At 45.1% G+C, this 15561-nt stretch carries 15 protein-coding genes, 5 tRNA genes and 3 rRNA genes; 1 reads left to right on the forward strand and 22 read right to left on the reverse strand.

Translation table 11 applies throughout. The annotated features are described in order from the left end of the window. Positions 1–12 precede the first annotated feature (12 nt). The 16 genes from rpsC to I3B46_RS20790 all read right to left on the reverse strand — a co-directional run bounded on the left by rpsC (position 13) and on the right by I3B46_RS20790 (position 8071). The gene (gene rpsC, locus I3B46_RS20715) at positions 13–714 is read right to left on the reverse strand and encodes a 30S ribosomal protein S3 (RefSeq protein WP_004926451.1); all 702 of its coding nucleotides are present in this window, start codon (positions 712–714) and stop codon (positions 13–15) included. Positions 715–731: 17 nt separating this feature from the next. Further along, positions 732–1064 carry a 50S ribosomal protein L22 gene (rplV, locus tag I3B46_RS20720; RefSeq protein ID WP_004265430.1) on the reverse strand — a complete coding sequence of 111 codons (333 nt, stop codon included), beginning with the start codon at positions 1062–1064 and terminating at the stop codon, positions 732–734. A 15-nt stretch (positions 1065–1079) separates the two neighbouring features. Next, positions 1080–1358 (reverse strand): 30S ribosomal protein S19, encoded by a 279-nt coding sequence (gene rpsS / locus I3B46_RS20725; RefSeq protein ID WP_004265426.1) that lies wholly within the window; start codon positions 1356–1358, stop codon positions 1080–1082. A gap of 14 nt (positions 1359–1372) precedes the next feature. Beyond that, on the reverse strand, positions 1373–2197 hold the full coding sequence (gene rplB, locus I3B46_RS20730; RefSeq protein ID WP_004926454.1) for a 50S ribosomal protein L2: 825 nt from the start codon (positions 2195–2197) through the stop codon (positions 1373–1375). A gap of 19 nt (positions 2198–2216) precedes the next feature. Then, positions 2217–2519 (reverse strand): 50S ribosomal protein L23, encoded by a 303-nt coding sequence (gene rplW, locus I3B46_RS20735; protein WP_004926456.1) that lies wholly within the window; start codon positions 2517–2519, stop codon positions 2217–2219. Then, positions 2516–3121: a 50S ribosomal protein L4 gene (rplD, locus tag I3B46_RS20740; protein ID WP_004926458.1), complete on the reverse strand. Its 606-nt coding sequence runs from the start codon at positions 3119–3121 to the stop codon at positions 2516–2518. Before rplD ends, rplW begins: the two co-directional genes overlap by 4 nt. Before the next feature lie 16 nt (positions 3122–3137). Then, positions 3138–3767, reverse strand: a complete 630-nt coding sequence (rplC, locus tag I3B46_RS20745) for a 50S ribosomal protein L3 (protein ID WP_004926461.1) — start codon at positions 3765–3767, stop codon at positions 3138–3140. A gap of 32 nt (positions 3768–3799) precedes the next feature. After that, positions 3800–4111 carry a 30S ribosomal protein S10 gene (gene rpsJ / locus I3B46_RS20750; protein ID WP_001181005.1) on the reverse strand — a complete coding sequence of 104 codons (312 nt, stop codon included), beginning with the start codon at positions 4109–4111 and terminating at the stop codon, positions 3800–3802. 351 nt (positions 4112–4462) lie between these two features. After that, positions 4463–4939 carry a bacterioferritin gene (gene bfr, locus I3B46_RS20755; protein WP_036942589.1) on the reverse strand — a complete coding sequence of 159 codons (477 nt, stop codon included), beginning with the start codon at positions 4937–4939 and terminating at the stop codon, positions 4463–4465. Between the two features lie 127 nt (positions 4940–5066). Then, positions 5067–5267, reverse strand: coding sequence for a bacterioferritin-associated ferredoxin (gene bfd, locus I3B46_RS20760; protein ID WP_014657269.1), 201 nt, complete (start codon positions 5265–5267; stop codon positions 5067–5069). A 93-nt stretch (positions 5268–5360) separates the two neighbouring features. Continuing rightward, positions 5361–6104: an SDR family NAD(P)-dependent oxidoreductase gene (locus I3B46_RS20765; RefSeq protein WP_060560799.1), complete on the reverse strand. Its 744-nt coding sequence runs from the start codon at positions 6102–6104 to the stop codon at positions 5361–5363. A 253-nt stretch (positions 6105–6357) separates the two neighbouring features. Next, complete coding sequence (gene tuf / locus I3B46_RS20770) at positions 6358–7542, reverse strand: elongation factor Tu (RefSeq protein WP_036942149.1); 1185 nt, start codon at positions 7540–7542, stop codon at positions 6358–6360. A gap of 120 nt (positions 7543–7662) precedes the next feature. Next, positions 7663–7738: transfer RNA gene (locus tag I3B46_RS20775), tRNA-Thr, on the reverse strand. Positions 7739–7744: 6 nt separating this feature from the next. Next, positions 7745–7819, reverse strand: a tRNA-Gly gene (locus I3B46_RS20780). 75 nt (positions 7820–7894) lie between these two features. Next, positions 7895–7979: transfer RNA gene (locus I3B46_RS20785), tRNA-Tyr, on the reverse strand. 16 nt (positions 7980–7995) lie between these two features. After that, a tRNA-Thr gene (locus tag I3B46_RS20790) sits at positions 7996–8071 on the reverse strand. Positions 8072–8509: 438 nt separating this feature from the next. Between I3B46_RS20790 and coaA the strand changes: the two genes are divergently transcribed. Next, positions 8510–9460 carry a type I pantothenate kinase gene (gene coaA / locus I3B46_RS20795; protein ID WP_004924900.1) on the forward strand — a complete coding sequence of 317 codons (951 nt, stop codon included), beginning with the start codon at positions 8510–8512 and terminating at the stop codon, positions 9458–9460. A 37-nt stretch (positions 9461–9497) separates the two neighbouring features. Here coaA and birA read toward each other — a convergent pair whose 3' ends face one another. The 6 genes from birA to I3B46_RS20825 form a co-directional block, all read right to left on the reverse strand. Further along, positions 9498–10475 (reverse strand): bifunctional biotin--[acetyl-CoA-carboxylase] ligase/biotin operon repressor BirA, encoded by a 978-nt coding sequence (birA, locus tag I3B46_RS20800; protein ID WP_004923065.1) that lies wholly within the window; start codon positions 10473–10475, stop codon positions 9498–9500. Continuing rightward, positions 10472–11506 carry a UDP-N-acetylmuramate dehydrogenase gene (murB, locus tag I3B46_RS20805; protein WP_014657268.1) on the reverse strand — a complete coding sequence of 345 codons (1035 nt, stop codon included), beginning with the start codon at positions 11504–11506 and terminating at the stop codon, positions 10472–10474. Before murB ends, birA begins: the two co-directional genes overlap by 4 nt. Before the next feature lie 209 nt (positions 11507–11715). Then, positions 11716–11831, reverse strand: a 5S ribosomal RNA gene (gene rrf / locus I3B46_RS20810). Positions 11832–11860: 29 nt separating this feature from the next. After that, positions 11861–11936 (reverse strand) — tRNA-Thr (locus tag I3B46_RS20815). 45 nt (positions 11937–11981) lie between these two features. Beyond that, positions 11982–12097: ribosomal RNA gene (gene rrf, locus I3B46_RS20820) — 5S ribosomal RNA — on the reverse strand. 130 nt (positions 12098–12227) lie between these two features. Then, positions 12228–15239: ribosomal RNA gene (locus I3B46_RS20825) — 23S ribosomal RNA — on the reverse strand. Positions 15240–15561: the final 322 nt, after the last annotated feature.

The raw sequence follows: 15561 nt of genomic DNA on the forward strand, positions 1-15561 counted from the left end.
CAGCGACTCTCCTTACTTGCGGCCTTTACGCTGCTGCTTTTTAGGTTGAGCAGCTGGTTTTTCAGCTTGTTCAACAGCAGCCATACCACCCAGAATCTCACCTTTGAAGATCCATACCTTAACGCCGAGAACACCGTAAGTGGTGTGCGCTTCTGAAGTGTTGTAATCGATATCAGCACGTAGAGTGTGCAGTGGCACACGGCCTTCACGATACCACTCGGTACGAGCGATTTCAGCACCGCCTAAACGGCCGCTGACTTCAACTTTAATACCTTTAGCGCCCAGACGCATTGCGTTTTGTACAGCGCGTTTCATAGCACGACGGAACATAACACGACGTTCCAGCTGTGAAGCGATGCTGTCAGCAACCAATTTAGCGTCCAGTTCTGGTTTACGAACTTCGGCGATATTGATTTGCGCAGGAACACCAGCGATATCCGCTACTGTTTTACGCAGTTTTTCTACGTCTTCACCTTTCTTACCGATAACGATACCTGGGCGAGCAGTGTGAATAGTCACACGAATGCTTTTTGCAGGACGCTCGATAACGATGCGTGAAATTGACGCTTTTGCCAATTCTTTGTTCAAGTACTGGCGTACTTTATAATCGCTGTCTAGGTTGTCAGCGAATTCATTAGTATTCGCGTACCAAGTAGAGTTCCAAGGTTTGACAATACCCAGGCGAATACCATTAGGATGTACTTTCTGACCCATTGCTAGTCTCCAGAGTCTCAGCGATCGGACACAACCACAGTAATGTGGCTGGTGCGCTTAAGAATACGATCTGCACGGCCTTTCGCACGCGGCATGATGCGTTTCATGGTTGGACCTTCGTCAACGAAAATTTTCGCAACTTTCAGGTCATCAATGTCAGCGCCATCGTTTTGCTCTGCGTTAGCAATTGCAGATTCAAGTACTTTCTTCACTAAACCAGCAGCTTTCTTGTTGGTGTAGGTCAGAATTTCCAGAGCTTGCGACACTTTCTTACCGCGAATCAGGTCGGCAACTAAGCGAACCTTCTGGGCAGAAGAACGAGCGTGGCGATGCATAGCTAAAGTTTCCATCTCTTCCTCCTATCCTTAACGTTTCTTAGCTTTCTTATCAGCCGCATGGCCGCGATAAGTGCGAGTCGGTGCGAATTCACCCAGTTTATGACCAACCATTTCGTCGGTAACAAAAACTGGAACATGCTGACGACCATTATGGACAGCGATGGTCAATCCGATCATATTAGGAAAGATCGTTGAACGACGGGACCAAGTCTTAAGAGGCTTCTTGTCTCCGCTTTCCACCGCTTTCTCTACCTTCTTCAGCAAGTGCAGGTCAATAAAAGGACCTTTCTTGAGAGAACGTGGCATGGTTTATCCTCTAATTATTTTTTAGAACGATGACGTACGATGAATTGATCAGTACGCTTGTTGCTACGAGTTTTCTTACCTTTGGTTTGAACGCCCCAAGGTGTTACAGGGTGTTTACCAAAGTTACGACCCTCACCACCACCATGTGGGTGATCGACTGGGTTCATCGCCGTACCACGAACGGTAGGACGAATACCACGCCAGCGGCTAGCACCAGCTTTACCCAGAACACGTAACATGTGCTCAGCGTTACCAACTTCACCTAAAGTTGCACGGCAATCAGCCAGAACTTTACGCATTTCACCAGAACGCAGACGCAGAGTGACATAAGCACCATCACGTGCAACGATCTGAGCATAAGTACCTGCTGAACGCGCTAACTGACCACCTTTACCTGGTTTCAGTTCGATGTTGTGAACTGTAGAACCAACAGGGATGTTGCGCATTGGCAGTGCGTTACCAGTTTTGATTGCTGAATCAACGCCAGATTGGATCTGGTCACCAGCTTTCAAACCTTTAGGCGCAAGAATATAACGACGTTCACCGTCTTTATATAGAACCAGTGCAATGTTCGCAGAACGGTTTGGATCATATTCCAAACGCTCAACAACAGCAGGAACACCGTCTTTGTTGCGTTTAAAGTCAACCAGACGATAGTGTTGCTTATGGCCACCACCAATGTGACGAGTGGTGATACGGCCATTGTTGTTACGACCACCGGATTTGCTGTTTTTTTCTAACAGCGGAGCATAAGGTTTGCCCTTATGCAGCTCAGGGTTAACCACTTTAACTACGTGGCGACGGCCCGGAGACGTAGGTTTACATTTAACAATTGCCATTGTTCTTTACTCCTCCGACTTACTCTGCGCCGCCAATGAAGTCCAGATTCTGGCCTTCTTTCAGCGTAACGTAAGCTTTTTTCCAGTCGCTACGACGACCAAAACGCTGACCGTGGCGTTTAGTTTTGCCTTTAACCAGCAAAGTGTTAACACCTTCAACTTCGACTTCAAACAGTTTCTGCACAGCAGCTTTAATTTCTGCTTTAGTCGCGTCTTTCGCAACTTTGAGAACGATGGTATTGCTTTTTTCCATCGCTGTAGAAGCTTTTTCAGATACGTGCGGCGCGCGCAGTACTTTTAGCAGACGTTCTTCACGGATCATGCCAGCATCTCCTCAACTTGCTTCACAGCATCAGCAGTCATAACCACTTTGTCGAAGGCGATTAAGCTAACTGGGTCGATACCCGCTGCATCACGAACGTCAACCTTGTACAGGTTACGTGCTGCTAAGAACAGATTTTCATCTAATTCAGCAGTGATGATCAGTACATCTTCCAGAGCCATATCTTTCAGTTTCTGTGCCAGCAACTTAGTTTTAGGTGCTTCAACAGAGAACTTCTCGACAACGATCAGACGATCTTGACGTACCAGTTCAGACAGGATGCTTTTCAGAGCACCGCGGTACATCTTCTTATTAACTTTTTGACTGTGGTCCTGTGGTTTAGCAGCGAAGCTAACACCACCAGAGCGCCAAATTGGGCTCTTGATAGAACCAGAACGTGCGCGGCCTGTGCCTTTTTGACGCCATGGTTTTTTACCTGAACCAGAAACTTCAGCACGAGTTTTCTGAGCACGAGTACCTTGACGAGCACCAGCTGCATACGCAACAACTACTTGGTGAACAAGCGCTTCATTGAAATCACGCCCGAAGGTAGTTTCGGAAACAGTCAGCGCGCTTTGCGCGTCTTTCATTACCAATTCCATTCCTATCTCCTCGACGTTAAGCCTTGACAGCCGGTTTTACGATCAGGTCGCTACCAGTTGCACCTGGAACAGCACCTTTGACCAGCAGCAGGTTGCGCTCAGCGTCAACACGTACTACATCTAGGCTTTGAACGGTTACACGCTCATTACCCAGTTGGCCTGCCATTTTCTTGCCTTTGAACACTTTGCCCGGAGTCTGGTTCTGACCGATAGAACCCGGAACACGGTGAGACAAGGAGTTACCATGGGTAGCATCTTGGGTACGGAAATTCCAACGCTTAACTGTACCAGCGAAGCCTTTACCTTTAGATGTACCAGTAACGTCGACTTTTTTAACGTCAGCGAAAATTTCAACGCTAATGCTTTGACCTACGTTAAATTCAGCACCTTCTTCAGTACGGAATTCACGTAGAATACGGCCAGCTTCGACGCCAGCTTTAGCGAAATGACCTGCCTCAGGCTTAGATACACGGTTCGCTTTTTTGCTACCAGTAGTCACCTGAATTGCATTATAACCGTCAGTTTCTGCTGTTTTAACTTGAGTAACGCGGTTATTTTCGATTTCGATAACTGTTACAGGGATAGAAACACCATCTTCAGTGAAGATACGCGTCATACCCACTTTTTTACCGACTAAACCAATCATTGTTTCAACCTCTCAATCGTTCGACGACCTGATTAACCCAGGCTGATCTGCACGTCTACGCCGGCAGCCAGGTCCAGACGCATCAGAGCATCAACGGTCTTCTCGGTTGGCTCAACGATGTCAACCAGACGTTTGTGAGTGCGAATTTCGTACTGATCACGCGCATCTTTGTTAACGTGCGGAGAAATCAGAACGGTAAAACGCTCTTTACGTGTCGGCAGCGGGATAGGACCACGAACTTGCGCACCAGTGCGCTTAGCAGTCTCTACGATTTCCGCAGTTGATTGATCAATTAAACGATGATCAAAGGCTTTCAGGCGGATACGGATTCTTTGGTTCTGCATGAGACCAGAGCTCCAACTATTTTATAAACGTAAATAATTACTCCTCGCACCCATTTCGATTGATGGGGGAGTGTAATCGTTCTTTGATGTAACCCCCAAATCGGGAGTATTGTCTAAATGAGTTACAAATCGTGAACTCAATACTGACCTTTAAGACCTAAAAAACTAGGGATTACTAATCAGTAAGCCCGCGCATTATACGCAACTGAATCTTAAACGCAAGTAATCGGAGAAAATATGTGCGAATTTTTCTGCTTTTTTACTTATAGCACTTTTCAATAAAAAACGCCTCACTATTACTTTTTTGTAGTGAGGCGTGATATTACAGCACATAAATAAATCGAAAAAGCATTACTCCTCTTCAATAATTTGCGCCTGTGTATAATTTTGAATACCCATACGTTTGATTAAATCTAACTGCGTTTCTATCCAATCAATATGGTTTTCTTCATCAGCTAAAATTTCAATCATCAGATCACGACTAACGTAATCATGAATTGAGTCTGCGTAACTAATCGCTTCTTTTAGATTTTTAGCTCCATCAAGCTCCAGCTTAAGATCTGAAGCTAACATCTCCTCAACATCTTCACCAATGTTAAGTTTACCGAGGTCTTGCAGGTTAGGTATCCCCTCAAGGAATAAGATACGTTCGATATACTTATCTGCATGTTTCATTTCATCAATCGATTCATGGTATTCCACCTCATTAAGACGTGTTAAACCCCAATTTTTAAACATACGTGCATGCAAAAAGTATTGATTGATTGCTACTAACTCATTGCCCAATAACTTATTCAAATGGGCTATCATTTTTTTATCGCCTTTCATTTTTTATACTCCATTGCTTCCAGTCTTTAAAGTGTAGTACTGAAATGCTAACAATGAGTAATTTTCTATAGAGAATTTGAGATGAAAGTTACTTATTAATGAATGAGTTAAATGATTATTATTTCGATTAAGCGACTTCAGCAATACAGATATGCTCGGCAAGTGCTAACTCATCATTTAAGATTTCACGAGTTTGCCTGATGCACTTACCGCATTCACGACCGACAGGGAGGATTTGACGTAGCCCTTTTAATGACGTCACATGATATTGGCGCACCGCACTTCTAATTTGTTTATCCGTTACGGCTTCACAGAGACATACATACATAGCAACTACCTGCATAAATTACACACAGGTAGTTTAAATAAAAATGATTACCATTTCAATTATCGTTACGATCAATTTACATAAAACGTTTCATTAAGCAGTAAAACCTCCATCCACTAAATAGGCAGCTCCTGTCACAAATGACGCTGCATCACTAGCTAAAAAGGCAACAACATTAGCAACCTCTTCAGGTGTGCCTATCCTTTTCATCGGATGCATCTCTGCTAACTTTTGTTTATCTAAATCGCGCCCATCCAATAATGGAGTATCGATATAACCAGGGCAAACTGCATTAATTCGAATATTATGCATTGCATAACTTATTGCCAATGTTTGCGTTAACAGTTTGATCCCACCTTTTGAAGCGCAATATGCTGGAAATTGATGTTGCCCCACAAACGAACATATAGAGCCACAGTTAACAATTGCTCCTTCTTTTTGGTTTTTTAACCAATAATCGATAACAGCTCGATTAATCAAAAATAATCCATTGAGATTAACATCAATGACATGCTGCCATTTTTCATAAGCGAGTTTGTGGGCAACGTCATCGGCAAGTATTCCTGCATTAGCAAATAAAAAATCAATCGAACCGTATTCCTTTACTGTATGCGCCACTAACCGATCATTCTCTTTTTCATTGGCTGCATCCATCTGAAAAAATTGTATTGCGCCCTCTTTGTTCTTCAAGCGATTGAGTGCCCTCTGGCCACGGTCAGCATGACTTCCCGTAATGATAACTGACGCACCTAATGATAAAAATTTTTCTGCAGCCGCTAGGCCAATACCGCTACTCCCTCCCGTAATAATGCCAACCTTACCTGCGAACGAAATCATGCCTCATCTCCTCATCTTCATTATGATGATTAAATAATAGACAATTCGTTTGAGTTTATTGGTAATACTGATGTTGAATCTTGATTTTGTGACCGAATTAACGCATTGAAATTTAATAAATAAATAGAAATATCACAAGGATTGATAATGTCTTGAGAGACAATTCTTCGCGGTAAATAGATAGGAGATGAGGGAGATAAGAAATACAAAAGGGCACCCTATGGATGCCCCTTTTCACTACAGTGGGTTGTTATTATGCAATGATTTTTGCAACAACACCCGCACCTACTGTACGGCCACCTTCACGGATTGCGAAACGCAAACCATCGTCCATCGCGATTGGGTGAATCAGAGTTACTTTCATGTTCACGTTGTCGCCTGGCATTACCATCTCTACGCCTTCTGGCAGTTCGATAGTACCTGTTACGTCAGTTGTACGGAAGTAGAACTGTGGACGGTAACCTTTGAAGAATGGCGTGTGACGACCACCTTCATCTTTGCTCAGAATATAAACTTCTGATTCGAAAGTTGTGTGTGGCTTGATTGAACCTGGTTTCGCCAGAACTTGACCACGTTCGATTTCTTCACGCTTAGTACCACGCAGCAGAACACCTACGTTCTCACCTGCACGGCCTTCGTCCAGCAGTTTACGGAACATTTCAACGCCAGTACAAGTGGTTTTCGCAGTCTCTTTGATACCTACGATTTCAACTTCTTCACCAACTTTGATGATACCACGCTCAACACGGCCTGTGACTACTGTACCACGACCTGAGATTGAGAATACGTCTTCGATTGGCAGCAGGAATGGCTTGTCAATTGCACGCTCTGGCTCTGGGATGTAGCTGTCCAGTGCTTCTGCTAGTTCAACGATTTTCGCTTCCCACTCTGGGTTGCCTTCCAACGCTTTCAGCGCTGAACCACGGATAACTGGAGTGTCATCACCTGGGAAATCGTATTGAGACAGAAGTTCACGAACTTCCATTTCAACCAGTTCCAGCAGCTCTTCGTCGTCTACCATGTCACATTTGTTCAGGAACACGATGATGTAAGGAACGCCAACCTGACGACCTAACAGGATGTGCTCACGAGTTTGTGGCATTGGGCCATCTGTTGCCGCAACAACTAGGATTGCACCGTCCATCTGAGCAGCACCCGTGATCATGTTTTTAACATAGTCGGCGTGTCCTGGGCAGTCTACGTGTGCGTAGTGGCGAGTTGGTGTATCGTACTCTACGTGAGAAGTAGAGATGGTGATACCACGCGCTTTTTCTTCTGGTGCGTTATCGATTTGATCGAATGCACGAGCGCTACCGCCGTAAGTTTTTGCCAGAACAGTAGTGATTGCTGCTGTCAGGGTAGTTTTACCGTGGTCAACGTGGCCGATTGTACCAACGTTAACGTGCGGTTTTGAACGTTCAAATTTTTCTTTAGACATTAGATTGTCCCTCTAAGACACGGAATCGGTGGCTACACCACATCAACCAAGCAGTTAAAATTTATTTGCTTGCTTTTTACAGGAGACAAATCAGGGAGATAATTGAGAACATAAGGGAAGTGGTGCTGATAGGCAGATTCGAACTGCCGACCTCACCCTTACCAAGGGTGTGCTCTACCAACTGAGCTATATCAGCACATCTTGGAGCGGGCAGCGGGAATCGAACCCGCATCATCAGCTTGGAAGGCTGAGGTAATAGCCATTATACGATGCCCGCAATGAACTCGGCTACCTGAGTTATCAGCTGCTAAATGTAACCTGAATAAACTTTTTTGAAAAGTTCTTCAGGAGATGGTGGTGGGAGAAGGATTCGAACCTTCGAAGTCTGTGACGGCAGATTTACAGTCTGCTCCCTTTGGCCGCTTGGGTATCCCACCTATCCAAATTGTTAATTGGTGCCGGCACCAAGAGTCGAACTCGGGACCTACTGATTACAAGTCAGTTGCTCTACCAACTGAGCTATGCCGGCATCAAGTGCTGCGCATTCTAGGAAGAGTGAGCGCGACTTGCAACAAAAAATTTTAATTTTTTGTTCGCTTGCTCACATTTTATGCACTTTTTGCGATTTTGCTGCTTTTTTCGCTACATTCAGCTTAAAACATCTACAGCAGAACACCACTATAATCCATTATTATTTAATCAGTAAAGAGCCCTTGCATTATTAAAAAGTGACTTAGGCCATTTTCTAGAGCAAAAAATGATGTTCTGTATCTTCGTTCCCTCTTTCTAACCGCTGCTTTTTTCAGCAACTCGTTCTATTTTTACAGCCTTCGTCAAAAAAAATTCACATAAAACATAAAAAGTTCTACGCCTACTATCTTTCACTCGCTATGATGCAACTTAATTTTACGGATACGGGTGTTTAGGCAACCTGTCCAACCTGCATAGAATAGGCAGATGTTGGTTTATGAAACAGACAGAGAATTTTATTACTACGCCATACTTAGAGTTTGATAGGGAACATTGGGCAACATTACGTGATTCAGTCCCTTTGACATTAACGTCTAGCGAATTGATAGAGTTGAAAGGTATTAATGAAGAACTCTCGATGGAAGATGTTATTGAAATCTACCTACCATTATCTCGTTTACTCAATTTTTATATTAGCTCCAATTTGCGCCGTCAGGCTGTATTAGAGCAGTTCTTAGGAACAAATGGAGCAAAGGTTCCCTATATTATTGGGATTGCAGGCAGTGTTGCTGTAGGCAAGAGCACAACGGCTCGTCTATTACAGGCCTTATTAACACGTTGGCCTGAGCATAGAAAAGTTGATTTAATCACGACAGATGGTTTTTTGTATCCTAATCAGGTACTCAAAGATCGAAATATCATGAAGAAAAAGGGTTTTCCTCAGTCTTACGATATGCGAAGACTCGTGAATTTCGTGTCGCAGATAAAATCAGGGGCGCGTAACGTTGTTGCACCGGTCTACTCACATCTTACTTATGATATTGTGCCTGACCAACAACAGGTTATTGATCAGCCTGATATCCTAATTCTAGAAGGCTTAAACGTGCTACAGAGTGATATGGACTATCCACATGACCCACATCATGTGTTTGTCTCAGACTTTGTTGATTTCTCTATCTACGTGGATGCAGACCCTGAATTATTAAAGCAGTGGTATATTGGTCGGTTCCTAAAGTTCCGCCAAGGGGCATTTTCCGATCCTGATTCCTACTTCCACAATTATTCTAAATTAAGCGAAGAAGAAGCCGTTAAAATTGCAGGCTCTATTTGGGATGAAATTAATGGTTTAAACCTAAAAGAAAATATTTTACCCACGAAAGAACGTGCAAGTTTAATAATGACCAAAGGCGAAAACCATTCTATCCAGAATGTTAGGCTTAGAAAATAAACACTATATGCCGGTATAACTTACCGGCATCATTTTATTATTTTTCGTTAGATCTTAGTGATATTTCCCCACCGATATAAGGAATAATTTCACCATTATCCTGTTGTAATAAAAGAGCACCTTGTTGATTTATTCCTTTTTCCACACCGGTGATAATTTTATCACCAATCAACAACTTAACCTTCCTTCCCAAGAAGTTATCTAATTCAAACCAACGCTCCAAAAAGGGAACTAATCCTTCCTTCTCAAATAAAACTAATGCTTTTTTCAGTGCATTAATAATATCAGCAGACAATTTATTTCTTTCTATATTTTCTACTTCATCAATTAATGAGGCCCACTCCTGATTAATTGTACCCTCTTTATCTACATTCTTTTTTTCCATACCAATATTAATTCCAATGCCAATAATGATATGTGCGGCATCACCTGTTTTTCCTGTTAATTCCACAAGTATACCTGCTAGTTTTTTATCATTAAGATAAAGATCATTAGGCCATTTTACTTTTACTTTACCCCTGCTTAGTTTATTTAAGGTTTCAGCAATTATGATCCCCACAACTAAACTTAGTCCGACTGCAGCTGCCGGCCCTTGATCAAGCTTCCAGTACATCGATAGATATAGATTACAACCAAATGGTGAAATCCATTGCCGCCCGCGTCGACCTCTCCCCGCACTTTGGTACTCCGCCAGACATGTATCGCCTGATTTTAAGCTCGAAATTCTTTCAAGCATATACTGATTTGTTGAATCAATGACAGGCTCCACAATCACATCACTGCCCTGAATATATTGCTTAATTAACTCACCATTGAGCAAATTAAGCGTATGGGGCAATTTATAGCCTTTACCTGCGATAGTTTGCACTTCAATGCCCCATGAACGCAGTGTTTTAATATGTTTATTAATCCCTGCTCGTGTCATCCCTAATGTATCGCCTAGCTGTTGGCCTGAGTGGATTTGAGCATCAGATAAGATCTCTATCAATTGTAGCGGTGTACTGGTTTCTTTCATAAAATGCAGTCCATAGGGTTAATTTCGCCATGTTTACCAATAAACCTCACTTCTGGCTCAAGCATGATACCAAAATGCTTATGCACGGTTTGGCTGACATATTTAGCTAAGTCAACAATATCACGCCCTGTCGCATGGCATTTATTAATGAGGACTAAAGCCTGCCGTGTATGTACAGCAGCGCCACCTAATTCATAGCCTTTCAACCCACATTGGTCTATCAACCAGCCCGCAGCAACCTTTATTGAGCCATCTTCTTGGGCATACTGTGGGCAAGTTGGAAAACGTTGTTTTATTTGATGCGCTTTATCTGCTGTAATAATTGGGTTTTTAAAGAAGCTTCCCACATTGCCCGTCACGGCGGGATCAGGTAATTTTGCTTTCCGTGTCTGGCATACGGCATCAAACACTTGCTGTGGAGTCACTGTTTCGGCATCTAAGAGTGCTAAATCCCCATAGGTGAGTTTAGGTAACCATTGTTTAGCAAACTTCAAACCAACCCCAATAATCACATGAGAATGCTGATAATCATGCTTAAAGATACTATCACGGTAGCCAAAATGGCAGGCCTCAGCCTCTATCCTTTCTGTCTTACCAGTTTGGAGGTTCAGAGTATCAACATACTCACATAAATCCTTCAGCTCAACACCATAAGCGCCTATGTTTTGAATTGGCGCAGAGCCTACACAGCCAGGTATCAAGGCTAAATTTTCAGCACCATAGATACCTTTACCCATTAAATATTCAATAAATTGATGCCAGTTCTCACCTGCCGCAGAATACACATGCCAATATTCTGGGGTCTCTGTGATAGTAATGCCTCTAATACGATTGAGAATTACCGCACCATCAAAGTCTTCAATAAATAACACATTACTTCCCCCTCCAAGGATCAAAACAGGTAACTGCTGTTTTTGCGCATTAAGCCATTGCTGATAAATCTCTTCTGCTGATCCAGCAATACAAACTGACTTTGCTTGTGCTTCAATACCGAGAGTATTAAAGGGTTTTAATTCAAGGGATGGGTTCATTGCAGCCTTCAATAGATAACCAATAAAGATGAGCTAAGTCTATCAGGCTGACCCGCGAGAATCATTAAATAATGAGATGCCTCTCATGACATTAGGAGTATTAGGTTGAAATGGCAATGTGTCTGGAACAAGAAAAAAGAAGATACAGAATAATTTGAATGGGGCTAAATAGCAAAAAGCCACCCTAAGGTGGCTTTTCTATGTTTAAAACCTAGCAGTTCCCTACTCTCACATGGGGAAGCCCCACACTACCATCGGCGCTACGGCGTTTCACTACTGAGTTCGGCATGGGGTCAGGTGGGACCACCGCGCTATTGCCGCTAGGTAAATTCTTTTTTAATACTGATAAATTCATGGTGCTGATACCCAGATTCGAACTGGGGACCTCACCCTTACCAAGGGTGTGCTCTACCAACTGAGCCATATCAGCAATATGGTGCGGTCAGTCAGTACTGACACAACCTTTAAATTTGATGTCTGGCAGTTCCCTACTCTCACATGGGGAGACCCCACACTACCATCGGCGCTACGGCGTTTCACTGCTGAGTTCGGCATGGGGTCAGGTGGGACCACCGCGCTATTGCCGCCAGACAAATTCGGTTCGTTCCCGTTCGCGTCTACACCGCAAACCAGAACTGCAATCTTGAACAAGCTGATTTTTTCGCACCACTTTATCTCGTGCACTTCAACAATCGTCTCTCTAAAACACCTTCGGTGTTGTCAGGTTAAGCCTCACGGTTCATTAGTACTGGTTAGCTCAACGTATCGCTACGCTTACACACCCAGCCTATCAACGTCTTCGTCTTAAACGTTCCTTTAGGACCCTTAAAGGGTCAGGGAAGACTCATCTCAAGGCAAGTTTCCCGCTTAGATGCTTTCAGCGGTTATCTCTTCCGCACTTAGCTACCGGGCAGTGCCATTGGCATGACAACCCGAACACCAGCGGTGCGTCCACTCCGGTCCTCTCGTACTAGGAGCAGCCCCTTTCAATCTTCCAACGCCCACGGCAGATAGGGACCGAACTGTCTCACGACGTTCTAAACCCAGCTCGCGTACCACTTTAAATGGCGAACAGCCATACCCTTGGGACCTACTTCAGCCCCAGGATGTGATGAGCCGACATCGAGGTGCCAAACACCGCCGTCGATATGAACTCTTGGGCGGTATCAGCCTGTTATCCCCGGAGTACCTTTTATCCGTTGAGCGATGGCCCTTCCATTCAGAACCACCGGATCACTAAGACCTACTTTCGTACCTGCTCGAGCCGTCACTCTCGCAGTCAAGCTGGCTTATGCCTTTGCACTAACCGCATGATGTCCGACCATGCTTAGCCAACCTTCGTGCTCCTCCGTTACGCTTTGGGAGGAGACCGCCCCAGTCAAACTACCCACCAGACACTGTCCGCACCCCAGATTATGGGGCTACGTTAGAACATCAAACATTAAAGGGTGGTATTTCAAGGTTGGCTCCATGCAGACTGGCGTCCACACTTCAAAGCCTCCCACCTATCCTACACATCAAGGCTCAATGTTCAGTGTCAAGCTATAGTAAAGGTTCACGGGGTCTTTCCGTCTTGCCGCGGGTACACTGCATCTTCACAGCGAGTTCAATTTCACTGAGTCTCGGGTGGAGACAGCCTGGCCATCATTACGCCATTCGTGCAGGTCGGAACTTACCCGACAAGGAATTTCGCTACCTTAGGACCGTTATAGTTACGGCCGCCGTTTACTGGGGCTTCGATCAAGAGCTTCTCCTTACGGATAACCCCATCAATTAACCTTCCAGCACCGGGCAGGCGTCACACCGTATACGTCCACTTTCGTGTTTGCACAGTGCTGTGTTTTTAATAAACAGTTGCAGCCAGCTGGTATCTGCGACTGGCTTCAGCTCCATGGGTAAACCACTTCACCTAATGCCAGCGTGCCTTCTCCCGAAGTTACGGCACCATTTTGCCTAGTTCCTTCACCCGAGTTCTCTCAAGCGCCTGAGTATTCTCTACCTGACCACCTGTGTCGGTTTGGGGTACGATTAATGATAATCTAGAGCTTAGAGGCTTTTCCTGGAAGCGGGGCATGAGCTACTTCGCCACCGTAGTGACTCGTCATCAGACCTCAGTGTATAGCGAACCGGATTTGCCTAATTCACCCACCTACATCCTTAAACCGGGACAACCGTCGCCCGGCCAGCCTAGCCTTCTCCGTCCCCCCATCGCAATTATCACCAGTACAGGAATATTAACCTGTTTCCCATCGACTACGCATTTCTGCCTCGCCTTAGGGGTCGACTCACCCTGCCCCGATTAACGTTGGACAGGAACCCTTGGTCTTCCGGCGTGCGGGTTTTTCACCCGCATTATCGTTACTTATGTCAGCATTCGCACTTCTGATACCTCCAGCATGCCTCGCAGCACACCTTCACAGGCTTACAGAACGCTCCCCTACCCAACAACATTTACATGTCGCTGCCGCAGCTTCGGTGCATGGTTTAGCCCCGTTACATCTTCCGCGCAGGCCGACTCGACCAGTGAGCTATTACGCTTTCTTTAAATGATGGCTGCTTCTAAGCCAACATCCTGGCTGTCTGAGCCTTCCCACTTCGTTTCCCACTTAACCATGACTTTGGGACCTTAGCTGGCGGTCTGGGTTGTTTCCCTCTTCACGACGAACGTTAGCACCCGCCGTGTGTCTCCCGTGATAACATTCTTCGGTATTCGTAGTTTGCATCGGGTTGGTAAGTCGGGATGACCCCCTAGCCGAAACAGTGCTCTACCCCCGAAGATGAGTTCACGAGGCGCTACCTAAATAGCTTTCGGGGAGAACCAGCTATCTCCCGGTTTGATTGGCCTTTCACCCCCAGCCACAAGTCATCCGCTAATTTTTCAACATTAGTCGGTTCGGTCCTCCAGTTAGTGTTACCCAACCTTCAACCTGCCCATGGCTAGATCACCGGGTTTCGGGTCTATACCCTGCAACTCATTCGCCCAGTTAAGACTCGGTTTCCCTACGGCTCCCCTATTCGGTTAACCTTGCTACAGAATATAAGTCGCTGACCCATTATACAAAAGGTACGCAGTCACCCCACCACTAAGCCCCCTTTGCTTGATTTTTTGGGTTGGGCGTCACAAAGGACGTTCCGCCAACCGCCATCAAGTAAGGATGACGCTGTGATGACTCACCACTGGCTTAGTGGTGGGGCTCCCACTGCTTGTACGTACACGGTTTCAGGTTCTATTTCACTCCCCTCGCCGGGGTTCTTTTCGCCTTTCCCTCACGGTACTGGTTCACTATCGGTCAATCAGGAGTATTTAGCCTTGGAGGATGGTCCCCCCATATTCAGACAGGATAACACGTGTCCCGCCCTACTCGTCGAGTTCACAACACCAACACCTTCGGATACGGGGCTATCACCCTTTATTGCCGGCCTTTCCAGACCGTTCTCCTGATGCTGATGCTGATTAAGACTCTGGGCTGCTCCCCGTTCGCTCGCCGCTACTAGGGGAATCTCGGTTGATTTCTTTTCCTCGGGGTACTGAGATGTTTCAGTTCCCCCGGTTCGCCTCGTTTGACTATGGATTCATCAAACGATAGTGCAACGAATTGCACTGGGTTTCCCCATTCGGACATCGTCGGTTATAACGGTTCATATCACCTTACCGACGCTTTTCGCAGATTAGCACGTCCTTCATCGCCTCTGATTGCCTAGGCATCCACCGTGTACGCTTAGTCGCTTAACCTCACAACCCGAAATTGTTTCAACGATCACCTGACTGTCATGGCTGTGCGTGGTGAACTTCTGCGTTGGGCAGTGCTCGCAATGCTCACGTACTCCTGTACGCTGCGCTTGCTGCGCGCTGTCCGCCTTGAATTTCACCCTGCTCGCTCATGCCACTCGTTTGAATGACCGAAAATTTCAGGTTTGAAATTTTGAGAGACTCTCACATTGTTTAAGCGATAAACAATGTGCGTTGTTTCAATTTTCAGCTTGTTCCAGATTGTTAAAGAGCATAATTGTTAAGCTAACTCACTGAATTAGCTTAATCATTATTGAGGACATCG

The sequence above is a fragment of the Providencia sp. 2.29 genome, from assembly GCF_015832305.1.
Taxonomy (GTDB): Bacteria; Pseudomonadota; Gammaproteobacteria; order Enterobacterales; family Enterobacteriaceae; genus Providencia; species Providencia stuartii.